The sequence below is a fragment of the Streptomyces olindensis genome, from assembly GCF_040645895.1.
Classification (GTDB): domain Bacteria; phylum Actinomycetota; class Actinomycetes; order Streptomycetales; family Streptomycetaceae; genus Streptomyces; species Streptomyces olindensis.
The window spans coordinates 122,653-137,248 of sequence record NZ_JBEYZD010000020.1 but is presented as its reverse complement, the minus strand read 5'-3'; the positions used below and the strand labels follow the sequence as shown (position 1 = coordinate 137,248).

At 69.5% G+C, this 14,596-nt stretch carries 12 protein-coding genes, 1 rRNA gene and 1 riboswitch; of the genes, 12 read left to right on the top strand and 1 reads right to left on the bottom strand.

All coding sequences use genetic code 11. From position 1 onward, the window contains the following. Positions 1–158: 158 nt before the first annotated feature. From rrf to ABZ948_RS15750, 11 genes are all read left to right on the top strand, one after another. Positions 159–275 (top strand): 5S ribosomal RNA (gene rrf / locus ABZ948_RS15800). A gap of 109 nt (positions 276–384) precedes the next feature. Continuing rightward, positions 385–993, top strand: coding sequence for a cardiolipin synthase ClsA (clsA, locus tag ABZ948_RS15795; RefSeq protein WP_190050777.1), 609 nt, complete (start codon positions 385–387; stop codon positions 991–993). Between the two features lie 115 nt (positions 994–1,108). Next, a complete protein-coding gene (locus tag ABZ948_RS15790) occupies positions 1,109–3,604 on the top strand; it encodes a sugar phosphate nucleotidyltransferase (RefSeq protein ID WP_359759847.1) in 2,496 nt (831 codons plus the stop codon). 98 nt (positions 3,605–3,702) lie between these two features. Next, positions 3,703–4,617 (top strand): DUF881 domain-containing protein, encoded by a 915-nt coding sequence (locus tag ABZ948_RS15785; RefSeq protein WP_359759846.1) that lies wholly within the window; start codon positions 3,703–3,705, stop codon positions 4,615–4,617. Next, entirely contained in the window at positions 4,614–4,946 is a 333-nt protein-coding gene (locus ABZ948_RS15780) for a small basic family protein (RefSeq protein ID WP_003988855.1), read from the top strand. Before ABZ948_RS15785 ends, ABZ948_RS15780 begins: the two co-directional genes overlap by 4 nt. 5 nt (positions 4,947–4,951) lie before the next feature. After that, positions 4,952–5,881: a DUF881 domain-containing protein gene (locus ABZ948_RS15775; RefSeq protein ID WP_359759845.1), complete on the top strand. Its 930-nt coding sequence runs from the start codon at positions 4,952–4,954 to the stop codon at positions 5,879–5,881. 61 nt (positions 5,882–5,942) lie between these two features. Further along, positions 5,943–6,896: a zinc-ribbon and FHA domain-containing protein gene (locus tag ABZ948_RS15770; RefSeq protein ID WP_359759844.1), complete on the top strand. Its 954-nt coding sequence runs from the start codon at positions 5,943–5,945 to the stop codon at positions 6,894–6,896. A gap of 55 nt (positions 6,897–6,951) precedes the next feature. Further along, on the top strand, positions 6,952–7,689 hold the full coding sequence (ftsR, locus tag ABZ948_RS15765; protein WP_359759843.1) for a transcriptional regulator FtsR: 738 nt from the start codon (positions 6,952–6,954) through the stop codon (positions 7,687–7,689). A gap of 86 nt (positions 7,690–7,775) precedes the next feature. Further along, positions 7,776–8,249, top strand: coding sequence for a bifunctional nuclease family protein (locus ABZ948_RS15760; protein WP_003988851.1), 474 nt, complete (start codon positions 7,776–7,778; stop codon positions 8,247–8,249). A 315-nt stretch (positions 8,250–8,564) separates the two neighbouring features. Next, complete coding sequence (locus ABZ948_RS15755; RefSeq protein WP_359759841.1) at positions 8,565–9,248, top strand: MerR family transcriptional regulator; 684 nt, start codon at positions 8,565–8,567, stop codon at positions 9,246–9,248. A gap of 124 nt (positions 9,249–9,372) precedes the next feature. Next, entirely contained in the window at positions 9,373–10,818 is a 1,446-nt protein-coding gene (locus tag ABZ948_RS15750; protein WP_359759839.1) for a DNA polymerase IV, read from the top strand. A gap of 86 nt (positions 10,819–10,904) precedes the next feature. On the opposite strand, the gene ABZ948_RS15745 is transcribed toward ABZ948_RS15750, so the two are convergent. Then, the gene (locus tag ABZ948_RS15745; RefSeq protein ID WP_359759837.1) at positions 10,905–11,282 is read right to left on the bottom strand and encodes a PRC-barrel domain-containing protein; all 378 of its coding nucleotides are present in this window, start codon (positions 11,280–11,282) and stop codon (positions 10,905–10,907) included. Positions 11,283–11,395: 113 nt separating this feature from the next. After that, positions 11,396–11,491: riboswitch (glycine riboswitch) on the top strand. 175 nt (positions 11,492–11,666) lie between these two features. Here ABZ948_RS15745 and gcvP point away from each other — a divergent pair. Further along, positions 11,667–14,552 carry an aminomethyl-transferring glycine dehydrogenase gene (gene gcvP, locus ABZ948_RS15740; RefSeq protein ID WP_359759836.1) on the top strand — a complete coding sequence of 962 codons (2,886 nt, stop codon included), beginning with the start codon at positions 11,667–11,669 and terminating at the stop codon, positions 14,550–14,552. The last annotated feature ends 44 nt before the right edge of the window (positions 14,553–14,596 follow it).

Below are 14,596 nucleotides of genomic sequence, written 5' to 3'. Positions count from 1 at the left end.
GTTGATAGGCCGGATATGGAAGCACGGTAACGTGTGGAGTTGACCGGTACTAATAGGCCGAGGGCTTGTCCTCAGTTGCTCGCGTCCACTGTGTTGGTTCTGAAACCACGAACAGCCCCGCTTTTTTTGGCGGTGTGGCGTTCACAGTTTCATAGTGTTTCGGTGGTTATAGCGTAGGGGAAACGCCCGGTTACATTCCGAACCCGGAAGCTAAGCCTTACAGCGCCGATGGTACTGCAGGGGGGACCCTGTGGGAGAGTAGGACGCCGCCGAACTCCTTTTAGAGCTCTGGCTCTTGGGTACACAGCCCGAGAGCCAGAGCTTTTTTGCGTTGAGGTAAGGTCAGGGGGCATCGTTGGCACGTTTCCCACAGGAGGCCCCCGGGTGGAGGTTCAGGAGACTCGCGTCCAGACGGACCGTGTGCTCACCATCCCGAACATCCTCAGCATGGCGCGGCTCGTCGGCGTGCCACTCTTCCTGTGGCTCATTTTGCGGCCTGAGTTCGGTGGGCCCAAGAGTGACGGCTGGGCCCTCCTGGTACTCGCACTGAGCGGCATCAGTGACTACCTGGACGGCAAGCTCGCGCGGCGCTGGAACCAGATCAGCAGCCTCGGCCGGCTCCTCGATCCCGCCGCCGACCGGCTCTACATTCTCTCGACATTGGTCGGCCTCACCTGGCGCGAGATTCTCCCCCTGTGGTTGACCGCCGTACTTCTGGCGCGAGAGCTGGTTCTGCTGGTGATGGTGGGCATCCTCCGCCGGCACGGCTATCCGCCACCCCAGGTGAACTTCCTCGGCAAGGCCGCAACCTTCAACTTGATGTATGCCTTCCCCTTGCTCCTGCTCAGCGACGGAAGTGGTTGGATCTCGTCACTGGCTGCTATTTTCGGATGGGCGTTCGCCGGATGGGGTACAACGCTGTACTGGTGGGCAGGAGTCCTCTACGTGGTACAAGTCCGCCGCCTGGTCCGTGCGGACTCCATGGCCGATTGAACTCGCGGATTGACCCGACCAGCGCGGTGCGATGGCCCGTGGTCGAAAAGTGCGGGACAATCCTCGCGAGTGAAGTCGGCTAGACCGTCGTCTCTTCGAGGAGGACGCTTCCGACATGAAGGCCGTCGTGATGGCCGGAGGCGAAGGCACGCGCCTTCGCCCCATGACCTCAAGCATGCCCAAGCCGCTCCTGCCTGTGGCCAACCGCCCGATCATGGAGCACGTTCTGAGGCTGCTCAAAAGGCATGGGCTCAACGAAACAGTCGTGACTGTCCAGTTCCTGGCCTCGCTCGTCAAGAACTACTTCGGTGACGGCGAAGAGCTCGGTATGGAGCTCACCTATGCCAATGAGGAGAAGCCACTCGGTACCGCCGGAAGCGTCAAGAACGCCGAAGAGGCGTTGAAGGACGATGCTTTCCTCGTCATCTCCGGCGATGCTCTGACGGACTTCGACCTCACAGAGCTGATCAATTTCCACAAGGAAAAGGGCGCCCTGGTCACGGTCTGTCTGACGCGTGTACCCAATCCACTGGAATTCGGCATCACCATTGTCGACGAGGAAGGCAAGGTGGAGCGCTTCCTCGAGAAGCCCACCTGGGGCCAGGTCTTCTCCGACACGGTGAACACCGGCATCTATGTGATGGAGCCCGAGGTCTTCGACTACGTCGAGCCCGATGTGCCCGTCGACTGGTCCGGCGACGTCTTCCCGCAGCTGATGAAGGAAGGCAAGCCGATCTACGGCTATGTGGCCGAGGGGTACTGGGAGGACGTCGGCACCCACGAGAGCTATGTGAAGGCGCAGGCCGATGTCCTGGAGGGCAAGGTCGACGTCGACATCGACGGGTTCGAGATCTCCCCGGGAGTATGGGTCGCCGAGGGCGCCGAGGTGCATCCCGACTCCGTTCTCCGCGGGCCCGTCTACATCGGTGACTACGCCAAGGTCGAAGCCGGCGCGGAAATCCGCGAGCACACCGTCGTGGGTTCCAACGTGGTCGTCAAGAGCGGCGCTTTCCTGCACAAGGCCGTCGTTCACGACAACGTCTACGTGGGGCCGCACAGCAATCTGCGCGGCTGCGTGGTCGGAAAGAACACCGACATCATGCGCGCCGCGCGGATCGAGGACGGCGCGGTCATCGGCGATGAGTGCCTGATCGGTGAAGAATCGATCGTTCAGGGCAATGTGCGGGTCTACCCGTTCAAGACCATCGAGGCCGGCGCCTTCGTCAACACCTCGGTGATCTGGGAGTCCAGGGGACAGGCGCACCTCTTCGGTGCCCGTGGTGTGTCCGGAATCCTCAACGTGGAAATCACGCCGGAACTGGCGGTGCGCCTTGCGGGTGCCTACGCGACGACCCTCAAGAAGGGTTCGACCGTCACGACGGCCCGTGACCACTCGCGTGGTGCCCGTGCGCTGAAGCGAGCGGTGATCTCCGCGCTGCAGGCCAGTGCCATCGACGTGCGGGACCTGGAGAACGTGCCGCTGCCGGTGGCGCGGCAGCAGACCGCCCGGGGCAGCGCGGGCGGGATCATGATCCGTACCACGCCCGGGGTGCCGGACTCCGTCGACATCATGTTCTTCGACGGGCAGGGCGCGGACCTCTCGCAGGGCAGTCAGCGGAAGCTGGACCGGGTGTTCGCGCGCCAGGAGTACCGGCGTGCCTTCCCCGGGGAGATCGGTGACCTGCACTTCCCGGCCAGTGTCTTCGACTCGTACACCGGGTCCCTGCTGCGGAACGTCGACACCACCGGGATCGCCGATTCCGGGCTGAAGGTGGTCGTGGACGCGTCCAACGGCAGTGCGGGGCTCGTGCTGCCGAGCCTCCTCGGGAAGCTCGGCGTCGACTCGCTGACGATCAATCCCGGCCTCGACGAGTCCCGGCCGACCGAGACGGCAGACATGCGGCGGTCGGGCATGGTGCGGCTCGGGGAGATCGTGGCGTCCTCGGGAGCCGCCTTCGGTGTGCGGTTCGACCCCGTCGGTGAGCGGCTCTCGCTCGTCGACGAGAAGGGGCGGATCATCGAGGACGACCGGGCGCTGCTCGTCATGCTGGACCTCGTCGCTGCCGAGCGGCGCAGCGGCAGGGTCGCGCTGCCGGTGACCACGACTCGGATCGCCGAGCAGGTGGCGGCGTACCACGGGACCCAGGTCGAGTGGACGACCACCTCTCCGGACGACCTCACGCGCGTGGGCGGTGAGGAAGGGACGATCTTCGGCGGTGACGGCAAGGGCGGTTTCATCGTCCCCGAGTTCAGCAGCGTGTACGACGCCACCGCGGCCTTCGTGCGGCTCATCGGGCTCGTGGCGCGGACGCAGCTCACGCTCAGCCAGATCGACGCGCGGATCCCGCGGGCGCACGTCCTGAAGCGGGATCTGGCAACCCCGTGGGCCGTCAAGGGCCTGGTGATGCGGCGGGTCGTCGAAGCGGCCGGAGACCGCTTCGTGGACACCACGGACGGGGTGCGTGTGGTGGAGACCGACGGGCGCTGGGTGATGGTGCTGCCGGACCCGGCCGAGGCCGTGACCCACCTGTGGGCCGAGGGGCCGGACGACGCCTCCGCGCAGGCCCTGCTCGACGAGTGGTCGGCGGTCGTGGACAGCGCCGGCCGGTAGAACGGGCTGGACGCGTGCGTGCCGGACAAGTGTCCCCAACGGGGCCTGTCCGGCACGCCGGTGGGGCCGTTCGGAGGTAGTGGCCGCGACGTGCGACGATGTGCGGCATGCCGCAGCAACCCCCCATTCGGAGCACACCCACGCGGCCCCGGCGCCCGGATGCGTCCATGTCGTTGATCACCAACGTCATGGACCACAGCCTCGACGACGGATACGCCGAGGCCGCCGCTCGGAAGAGGGCCGCGGGCGACGCCGGCATGCCGAAGACCCTCAGGGCGAAGCTGGGACTCGCCGCAGGCCTGGTGCTCGCGGCCCTCGTCGTGACCGTCGGGGCGGCGCAGGCGCGGGTCGCCGCTCCGGTCGTGGCCAAGGAGCGGGAGGAGCTGGTCGACCGCATCGACCGGGAGACCGAGGCGGCGGACAAGCTGGAGGACTCCGTCGACGAGCTGCGCGAGGACGTGAGCGCGCGGCAGCGCGAGGCCCTGAAGCACAGCGGGGGCAGTGCCCGGTCGGAACTGGTGGGCATCCTGTCGGGCGCCGTGGGGGTGCACGGTCCCGGTGTGAAGCTCGTGGTGAACGACGCCAAGGAAGTCGCCGCGGGCGGTGACGGTGACGCCCGTGAGAACTCCGGGTTCTCCGACACCGGACGGGTGCGCGACCGGGACATGCAGCGCGTGGTCAACGGGCTGTGGGAGTCGGGCGCCGAGGCGATCTCCATCAACGGGCAGCGGCTGACGGCGCTGTCCGCGATCAGGGCCGCGGGAGACGCGATACTGGTCGACAACAAGCCGCTGGTGCCGCCGTACACGGTGCTCGCGGTGGGGGACGGGCAGCGGCTGAGCACTCGGTTCCAGAACAGCGCGGACGGGCTGTACCTCAACGCGCTGCAGGAGAGCTACGGCATCAGGACGGCGATTTCCGCGGAGGACGACCTCCGGCTGCCTGCCGCACCGAGTGTGATCGTACGTACAGCACAGCCGAGCACTGAGAAGAGCGAGAAGGGCACATCGTGATCGCCGTACTGGGCCTCGTCGTGGGAGTCGTGGCCGGCCTGTTGGTCCGGCCTGAGGTTCCGGCGGTGGTCGAGCCTTATCTGCCGATCGCCGTCGTGGCGGCGCTCGACGCCGTCTTCGGCGGACTGCGGGCCATGCTCGACGGGATCTTCGACGACAAGGTCTTCGTGGTGTCGTTCCTGTCGAACGTCGTCGTGGCCGCACTGATCGTGTTCCTGGGCGACAAGTTGGGCGTGGGTGCCCAGCTGTCTACCGGTGTGGTGGTCGTCCTCGGCATCCGGATCTTCTCCAACGCCGCGGCGATCCGCCGGCACGTGTTCCGGGCGTGAGGCCGATGAGCGAGCACGACGACAAGCGCGCCGAGGAGCACGACGCCAAGCGGGCCGAGGAGCACGGCGACACGAGCGAGGAGCAGCGCGAGGAGCGCCGCGGGTCCGGGAGCGGGCTGCGCAAGGAACTGCCCCGGGAGGTGTCCGCGTCGGTCCCCGCCGCCCAGGAGGCTCCGGAGCCCGAACCGGAGGCGGAGGATCCCGAGCCGCGGCTGACCGGTCGGCAGCGGCTGGTGCAGGGGTTGTGGCCGCCGCGGCTGTCACGGGCTCAACTCATCGTCGCGGTCCTGCTGTTCGGTCTCGGCTTCGGCCTGGCCGTGCAGGTGGCCTCGAACAGTGACAGCGACAGTGCCCTGCGCGGTGCGCGACAGGAGGATCTCGTCCGGATCCTCGATGAACTGGATGACCGCACACAGCGTCTTGAGGACGAGAAGCAGGGTCTCGAGAAGCAGCGCGACGAGCTGGAGAACAGCTCGGACCAGGCCGAGGAGGCCCGGAAGCAGACGATCGAGAAGGAGAGGCAACTCGGCATCCTCGCGGGCACCGTGGCCGCGCAGGGGCCCGGCATCACCATGACCATCGAGGACACGAAGGGGACGGTCGAAGCGGACATGCTGCTCGACGCGATCCAGGAGCTGCGCGCGGCGGGTGCGGAGGCGATCCAGGTGAACGGCGTGCGGGTCGTCGCCGGGACGTACCTCGCGGACTCGGGCAAGGGTGTCAGCGTCGACGGGAACAAGATCACCGCGCCCTATCGTTTCAAGGTCATCGGCAAGCCGCAGGACCTCGAGCCGGCGCTCAACATCCCCGGAGGCGTGGTGCAGACTCTCGAGAAGGAACAGGCCACCGCCACGATCGAGCGGTCGACCAAGATCGTCGTGGACGCCTTGCGAGCGGCGAAGCGGCCTGACTACGCTCGGTCGTCCTCGCGGTGAACCGGGGGTGCATGGGCGGCGTCCGGCGAGGGCATGAGGTTGCGGGGGGTCGGCGCACCGAATGGGTGGTGCGTGGTGGAAACTGTCTGGTGCAGACGGACGTTGTCAGGATGTCCGGGTCGGTCAGAGTGTTCAGTCAGGGTTCGTCCTGCCCCACGGGCGGGTCTGTTTCGGTCAAGGGGAATCGCCCGTGAAGTTGTTTGCGAAGTTGTTCGGCAAGAGCGCGCGAGAGGGCAGCGACAACGCGACCGCTCGTCATCGCGCACAGCCTGACGCGGAAGGCCAGCGGCCGCTGTTCCGTGACCAGGTCGGTGGTCCGGGCGGGGACATTTCCGGAGGTCAGGGCGCGCCGTCGGTTGACCCTGCGCAGCCCGGCGGCATAGGTTTCGGCCAACCGTCAGCCTCAGGAGCGGGTGGAGGGTTCTCCGACCCGTATGCGTCCAATGCTCCCGGTGGGCAGCCGCGGCAGGAGGATCCGATGTCGGCCCTGGTGTGTACGAGGTGCGGTAACCGCAACGCGGAGAACAGCCGTTTCTGCTCGAACTGCGGCGCGCCGCTGCGGGCCGGGGCGGCGGCGGAGCGCCCGTCCGAGACGACGTCCACGATCTCCATCTCCGGGCTCGAGGCCTACGACAGCGAGACCACCGGCCAGACGCAGATGCCGATGCTGTCCCCCGAAGCGCAGGCCGCCGTCGACGCGCTGCCGCTGGGCTCCGCGCTCCTGGTCGTGCGGCGCGGGCCGAACTCGGGCAGCCGCTTCCTGCTGGACGGCGACCTGACCACGGCCGGGCGTCACCCGCAGAGCGACATCTTCCTGGACGACGTGACGGTCTCCCGGCGGCACGTGGAGTTCCGCCGCGGTCAGGACGGCTCGTTCACGGTGGCCGACGTGGGCAGCCTGAACGGCACGTACGTGAACCGCGAGCGGATCGACCAGGTCGCCCTGAACAACGGTGACGAGGTGCAGATCGGCAAGTACCGGCTGGTCTTCTACGCCAGCCAGCGGGGCTACTGACCCGGGTCCGGTCCCGGGCGACCCCCAGCGAAGGTCCATCCGTCAGGGAAGGTCCATGCTTCGAACACCGAGCGGCGGTGCCGGGCACGGCGCCGCCGCCACGGACAGTGGGCTGATGAGCATCGGCACGGTGCTGAACGTGCTGCGCGACGAGTTTCCCGAAGTCACCATCTCCAAGATCCGTTTTCTGGAGTCGGAGGGGCTCATCGAGCCGCAGCGGACCCCCTCGGGGTATCGCAAGTTCAGCGCCCACGACGTCGAGCGCCTCGGCCACGTCCTGAGGATGCAGCGGGACCACTATCTGCCCCTGAAGGTGATCCGGGAGCACTTGGAGGCCATGGAGCGCGGTGAGGCGGTACCGCTGCCGGCGCTGGGCCGTCAGCGGGAGGGTGAGGCCGCGCCCGAGCCGACCGAGGGGCCCACGGCCGCCAGGATCGGGCGTGCCGAGCTGCTCGCCGCCGCCGGGGTCGAGGAGGAGGAGCTCAGGGAGTGGGAGTCGTACGGGCTCGTCACTCCACTGGAGGACGGGGCGTACGACGCCGAGGCGGTCACGGTGGCCTCGCTCGTCGTCGAGCTCGGGCGGTTCGGGATCGAGCCGCGGCACCTGCGGGTGATGAAGGCCGCCGCCGACCGGGAGGCCGGGCTCGTGGACCAGGTCGTGGCTCCGCTGAGGCGGCACCGGAACCCGCAGACCAGGGCTCACGCCGAGGCCCGCGCCAAGGAGCTGGCGGGGCTCACGGTGAAGCTGCACGCGGCGCTCGTGCAGACCGCGCTCGGGGTGCGGCTGCCGTGAGGCGGCCGGCTTCGCAGGGGGCCGGATCAGGTGCCCGATCCCGGCCCGACTACCCAAACATCCCGAGCACGGCCTAGGGTTGCTGTGTGAACGAGCTCGATGTCGTAGGTGTCCGGGTCGAAATGCCCTCCAACCAACCGATCGTGCTGCTGCGTGAAGTGGGAGGCGACCGGTACCTCCCCATTTGGATCGGACCGGGGGAGGCGACGGCGATCGCCTTCGCCCAGCAGGGCATGGCTCCCGCGCGGCCGCTGACCCACGACCTGTTCAAGGACGTGCTGGAGGCCGTCGGCCAGGAGCTCACGGAGGTACGCATCACGGACCTGCGTGAGGGCGTCTTCTACGCGGAGCTGGTCTTCGCCAGCGGCGTCGAGGTGAGTGCCCGCCCGTCCGACGCCATAGCGCTCGCCCTGCGCACCGGGACGCCGATCTACGGCAGCGACACAGTGCTCGACGACGCCGGTATCGCGATTCCGGACGAGCAGGAGGACGAAGTGGAGAAGTTCCGCGAGTTCCTCGACCAGATCTCCCCGGAGGACTTCGGCAGCAGCAGCCAGTGACCCCCGGTCCGGTGGGTACCGGACGGGCGGGAACACCAGCGGTCGGTGAGAAGACGTGTGGGCGGCCCGGCGGACGATGTGGTCCGCGGCGGGGTCGCCCGTCGCGTTGTCCGGGTGAAATGCCCGCATGTGCCCGGGGCGAGTGAGAGCGTCACGCGGCCCGGGCCGAAGGCATTCGGCTAGCCTTTCCCCGCGGTGGGGCACGGGAAACCACTCCTAGGGTGATTATCACTCGGCGTGGCGAGTGTGGCGATCGTTGACGCACCCCTGGTGACTGCCTACCGTCGAGAAGGCAGGTCAAGGACGGAGGTCGGCGTGAGAAGCAGCGGCGACGGTACGGCTGGGGGCGGCCCCGAGCGCAGTCTCAGGGCGAGCGGTCCGTACCCTCCCCCCGGCTCTCAGTTCCGCTCGAGCGGGGGATACTCCCAGCCCGGCGGCGCGGCCGACCACGCTCCGCAGCGACCTACGGCCGTGCCGAGCAGCGGAGGGACGACGTCCATGGCGTCCGAGCAGATCGGCTATCGAGGTCCCACGGCATGCGCCGCCGCCGGTATCACCTACCGGCAGCTGGACTACTGGGCCCGCACGGGTCTCGTCGAGCCGAGCGTGCGCCCCGCCTACGGGTCCGGGACGCAGCGGCTGTACAGCTTCCGGGACGTCGTCGTCCTGAAGATCGTCAAGCGGTTCCTCGACACCGGTGTGTCGCTGCAGAACATCCGCACAGCCGTCCAGCACCTCAGAGAACGCGGTTTCCGCGACCTGGAGCGGATGACGCTGATGAGCGACGGCGCGACGGTGTACGAGTGCACCTCGCCGGACGAGGTCCACGCCCTGCTCCAAGGCGGGCAGGGTGTCTTCGGGATCGCCGTGGGCGTGGTGTGGCGGGACGTCGAGAGCGCGCTGTCCCAGCTGCACGGGGAGCGGATCGACACCGGCGAGACGCTGGTCGGACCCAACCCGGCGGACGAGCTGGCGCGACGGCGGAACCGGGCTGTCTGAACCCCGGGTCGGCTGTGGCCGCAGGAGGCGGGACGTTTCCGCGCCGCGCTGCAAGCGCTTGCCGTCGGCGTGGTTCGAGCGGTTGCCGGGGGCGTTGTCAGTGGCGTAGGGCAGCATCGGAGATGTGAGAACCGCGCCCACGATCCTGCATCTCGACATGGACGCCTTCTTCGCCTCGGTGGAGCAGGCCTCCAAGCCGAGCCTGCGCGGGAAGGCCGTGGTCGTCGGCGGCCTCGGACCCCGGGGTGTGGTCGCCACGGCGTCGTACGAGGCACGGGTCTTCGGGGTGCATTCGGCGATGCCCATGGGGCAGGCCCGGCGGCTCGCGCCCAACGCGGCGTACCTGGTGCCGCGCTTCGGGCTCTACCGGGCGATCAGCGAGCGGGTGATGGAGCTGCTGCGCGCGCTGTCGCCGTTGGTGGAGCCGCTGAGCCTGGACGAGGCGTTCGTGGACCTGGAGGCCGGCGGAGCGGCCTGGGACGAGCAGTCGGCGCGTCTGGTCGGGGCGCGGCTGCGCGCCGACATCCAGGCCGCCACGGGGGTCACCGGGTCGGTGGGGCTCGCCGCCTCCAAGATGCTCGCGAAGATCGCCTCGGAGCAGGCCAAGCCCGACGGGCTGGTCGTGATCGAGCCGGGCACCGAGCGGGTCATGCTCGGGCCGATGTCGGTGCGGACGCTGCCCGGGGTGGGGCCGGCGACGGGCGACCACCTGCGGCGGGCCGGGATCACCACGGTCGAGGAGATCGTCGAGGCGGGTGAGGACGAACTGGTCCGGCTGCTCGGGAAGGCGCACGGACACGGCCTCTACGCCATGGCGCTGGCGCGGGACGACCGGCCCGTGGTGGCGGAGCGGGAGGCGAAGTCGGTGTCGGTCGAGGACACCTACGACGTGGACATCCACGACCGGGTGCGGGTCGGGCTGGAGGTGCAGCGCCTCGCCGACCGGTGCGTGCGGCGGCTGCGGGGGGCCGGGATGTCCGGGCGGACCATCGTGCTCAAGGTGCGGCGGTACGACTTCTCGACGCTCACCCGCTCCGAGACGCTGCGCGGGCCCACGGACGACCCCGCGGTGATCCGTGAGGCGGCGGCCCGGCTGCTGGACTCGGTCGACACGACGGGCGGGGTGCGGCTGCTCGGGGTCGGGGTCAGCGGGCTCGCCGACTACACGCAGGAAGACCTCTTCGCGCAGGCGGCGGGGGAGCGGGCCGTCGCGGAGGGGCCGGTCGAGGAAGACGTCGCGGCGCAGGCCGAGGTGCAGCCGGCCCTCGCCGAGCGGCGGTGGCCCGCCGGGCACGACGTGCGGCACGCCGAGTACGGGCACGGGTGGGTGCAGGGCAGTGGTCTGGGGCGGGTGACCGTACGGTTCGAGACGCCCGGTTCGGCGCCCGGGCGGGTGCGGACCTTCCGGGTGGACGATCCCGATCTGGAGCCGGCGGATCCGTTGCCGCTGGTGTTACGAAGATCCGAGGGGGCTGGGGGTGCCGGGTCCGCTTCGGCTGAGGGCGGCGGCGGTGAGGCCTGTGGCGTGCCTGGTGCCGGGGATGCGCAGGCGGGGGCGTCGTCGGCGTAGGGAGCGGGCCCTCGACGGCCCGCGAGATGGCCCGGCAGCAGGGCGGAAGGGCGCGGCAGGAAGGGTTGCCTGCGGCTGGGCGGGCTTCAGGAGGTCGGCTCGTCTGTGCCTGCCAGTTTGCCGAAGCTGTGGTCCGGGAGCGGGGGAGGAGCGGCGATGTCGAGGCCGTAGTGGTGGTAGAGCTGGAGTTCCTGCTCCGGGGAGAGGTGGCGGCCGACGCCGAAGTCGGGGGCGTCCTTGATCAGGGCGCGGTCGAAGGGCACGTGGAGGGCGCCGTCGATCAGTTCGCTGGGCTCCAGGGGGACGAACGCGTCCCTGCTGAACAGGCCGGTCCGTATGGCCGCCCACTCGGGCTCGCCGGTGGCGTCGTCGAGGTACACCTCGTCGATCGTGCCGATCCTGGTGCCGTTGCGGTCGAATGCCTTGCGGCCGATCAGGTTGCGCGGATCGATATCGGTACGCACGGGCCCTCCACAGGGTCGCAACTCATCCGTAATCACTACAAAACGGCACAATCGTAGAGGCGGCCACTCGAAGGTTCGTGCGTTGACCTCGCTGGTACGCTGGCAGCGGCTGTTGACCCCGTGCGGGAGAGTCCTCCGGACACCACCGGAGGCGCCGAAGGAGCAAATCCTCCCCGGAATCTCTCAGGCTCACGTACCGCACGGACGAGGTCACTCTGGAAAGCAGAGCGGGTCTCGACGGTTTCCGCTCTCACCGACGGTGAAAGCCGGAGGCCTTCGGGCGATCCGGTGAAGCTCTCAGGTTGAGATGACAGAGGGGGAGGCCGTCCGGGTACCCGCGCCGTGGTGCCCCTCGAAGGTCGTGTGACCAGGAGGCCTCCGCAAATGACCGCCCACCGCATTCCGCTCTCCGAGCTCGAAGAGGCAGTCCCCTTCGAGCAGCGCCACATCGGGCCCGACCACGAGGCCTGCGCCAAGATGCTCGCGCAGGTCGGCTACGGCTCGCTGGACGAGCTGACGTCCGCCGCCGTCCCGGCCGTGATCAAGAGCACCGAGGCCCTCGACCTGCCGAGCGCGCGCAGCGAGGCCGAGGTGATCGCCGAGCTGCGTTCCCTCGCCGACCGCAACCAGGTCCTCGGTTCCATGATCGGCCTCGGCTACTACGGCACGTTCACCCCGCCGGTCGTCCTGCGCAACGTCATGGAGAACCCGGCCTGGTACACGGCCTACACGCCGTACCAGCCGGAGATCTCGCAGGGGCGGCTCGAGGCGCTGCTCAACTTCCAGACCATGGTCGCCGACCTGACCGGACTGCCGACCTCCGGTGCCTCCCTGCTGGACGAGGGCACCGCGGCCGCCGAGGCCATGGCGCTGTCGCGGCGTATGGGCAAGAACAAGAAGGGCCTGTTCCTGGTCGACGCGGACGCGCTGCCGCAGACCATCGCGGTGATCCAGACCCGGGCCGAGCCGACCGGCGTCGAGGTCGTCGTCGCCGACCTCACCGACGGCATCCCGGCCGAGGTCGCCGAACGCGAGATCAACGGCGTGCTGATCCAGTACCCGGGCGCCTCCGGTGCCGTACGGGACATCAAGCCGGTCATCGACCAGGCGCACGAGCTCGGGGCGCTCGTCATCGTCGCCGCCGACCTGCTCGCGCTGACGCTGCTGAAGTCGCCCGGTGAGCTGGGCGCGGACATCGCGGTCGGGACGACCCAGCGCTTCGGTGTGCCGATGGGCTTCGGCGGGCCGCACGCCGGCTACATGGCCGTCCAGGAGAAGATGGCGCGCAGCCTGCCCGGGCGGCTCGTCGGCGTGTCCGTGGACGCCGACGGGAACAGGGCCTACCGGCTGGCGCTGCAGACCCGAGAGCAGCACATCCGCCGCGAGAAGGCGACCAGCAACATCTGCACGGCGCAGGTGCTGCTCGCCGTCATGGCCGGCATGTACGCCGTCTACCACGGCCCGGAGGGCCTGAAGGGCATCGCGCGGCGCACCCACCGGTACGCCACGGTCCTGGCCGCCGGGCTCGCGGACGGCGGCGTCGAGGTCGTGCACGGCTCCTACTTCGACACCCTGACCGTGCGCGTCGAGGGCCGGGCCGCCGACGTCGTGGCCGCCGCGCAGGAGAACGGGGTCAACCTCCGGCTCGTCGACGCCGATCACGTCTCGATCGCCTGCGACGAGACCACCACGCGCGCCCAGCTGCGGGCGGTGTGGGCGGCCTTCGGTGTCGAGGGGGTCATCGAGGCGCTGGACGCCGCCGCGGAGGACGGGCTTCCGGCCGGGCTGCTGCGCACCGACGACTACCTCACGCACCCGGTCTTCCACCAGCACCGCTCCGAGACCGCCATGCTGCGCTATCTGCGCCGGCTGGCCGACCGGGACTACGCGCTCGACCGCGGCATGATCCCGCTGGGCTCCTGCACGATGAAGCTCAACGCGACCACCGAGATGGAGCCGGTCACCTGGCCCGAGTTCGGGCAGCTGCACCCCTTCGCGCCCGCCGAGCAGGCCCAGGGCTACCTCACGCTCATCCACGAGCTGGAGGACCGGCTCGCCGAGGTCACCGGGTACGACAAGGTGTCCCTCCAGCCGAACGCCGGATCGCAGGGTGAGCTGGCCGGGCTGCTCGCCGTCCGCGGGTACCACCGGGCCAACGGGGACGAGCAGCGCACGGTGTGCCTCATCCCCTCGTCCGCGCACGGCACCAACGCCGCGAGCGCGGTGATGGCGGGCATGAAGGTCGTCGTCGTGAAGACCGCCGAGGACGGCGAGATCGACGTCGAGGACCTGCGGGCGAAGATCGAGCAGTACCGCGACGAGCTGGCGGTGCTGATGATCACGTACCCGTCCACGCACGGCGTGTTCGAGGAGCACGTCTCCGAGATCTGCGCGCAGGTGCACGAGGCGGGCGGGCAGGTCTACGTCGACGGGGCCAACCTCAACGCGCTCGTGGGGCTCGCCAAGCCCGGGCACTTCGGCGGGGACGTCTCGCACCTGAACCTGCACAAGACCTTCTGCATCCCGCACGGCGGCGGCGGTCCCGGCGTCGGTCCGGTCGCGGTGCGCGAGCACCTCGCGCCCTACCTGCCGAACCACCCGCTGCAGCCCGAGGCCGGCCCCGAGACGGGCGTCGGGCCCATCTCCGCGGCGCCCTGGGGCTCCGCCGGGATCCTGCCGATCTCCTGGGCGTACGTCCGGCTCATGGGCGGCGAGGGGCTGAAGCGGGCCACGCAGGTGGCGGTGCTCAGCGCCAACTACATCGCCAAGCGCCTGGAGCCGCACTACCCGGTGCTGTACACCGGCCCGGGCGGGCTCGTCGCGCACGAGTGCATCATCGACCTGCGGCCGCTGACCAAGGCGACCGGCGTGAGCGTCGACGACGTGGCCAAGCGGCTCATCGACTACGGCTTCCACGCGCCGACGATGTCGTTCCCGGTGGCCGGGACGCTGATGATCGAGCCGACCGAGTCGGAGGACCTGAGCGAGCTGGACCGGTTCTGCGACGCGATGATCGCCATCCGCGCGGAGATCGAGAAGGTCGGCTCCGGTGAGTGGCCCGCCGAGGACAACCCGCTGCGCGGCGCCCCGCACACCGCCGGCGCGCTCGCCGGGGAGTGGGAGCACGCCTACAGCCGTGAGGAGGCCGTCTTCCCGGCCGGGGTCTCGGCCGCCGACAAGTACTGGCCGCCGGTGCGCCGCATCGACCAGGCCTTCGGCGACCGGAACCTGGTCTGCTCCTGCCCGCCGCTGGACGCGTACGAGGACTGATCCGGCGAACGCCGGTCCGTGGGAGGGGCTCCGCGATGTGGGGC

Coding starts and splice junctions, on each gene's coding strand:
- ABZ948_RS15790 (WP_359759847.1), top strand. CDS start 1,109: ATGAAGGCCGTCGTGATGGCCGGAGGCGAAGGCACGCGCCTTCGCCCC.
- ABZ948_RS15785 (WP_359759846.1), top strand. CDS start 3,703: ATGTGCGGCATGCCGCAGCAACCCCCCATTCGGAGCACACCCACGCGG.
- ABZ948_RS15775 (WP_359759845.1), top strand. CDS start 4,952: ATGAGCGAGCACGACGACAAGCGCGCCGAGGAGCACGACGCCAAGCGG.
- ABZ948_RS15770 (WP_359759844.1), top strand. CDS start 5,943: ATGGGTGGTGCGTGGTGGAAACTGTCTGGTGCAGACGGACGTTGTCAG.
- ftsR (WP_359759843.1), top strand. CDS start 6,952: ATGCTTCGAACACCGAGCGGCGGTGCCGGGCACGGCGCCGCCGCCACG.
- gcvP (WP_359759836.1), top strand. CDS start 11,667: ATGACCGCCCACCGCATTCCGCTCTCCGAGCTCGAAGAGGCAGTCCCC.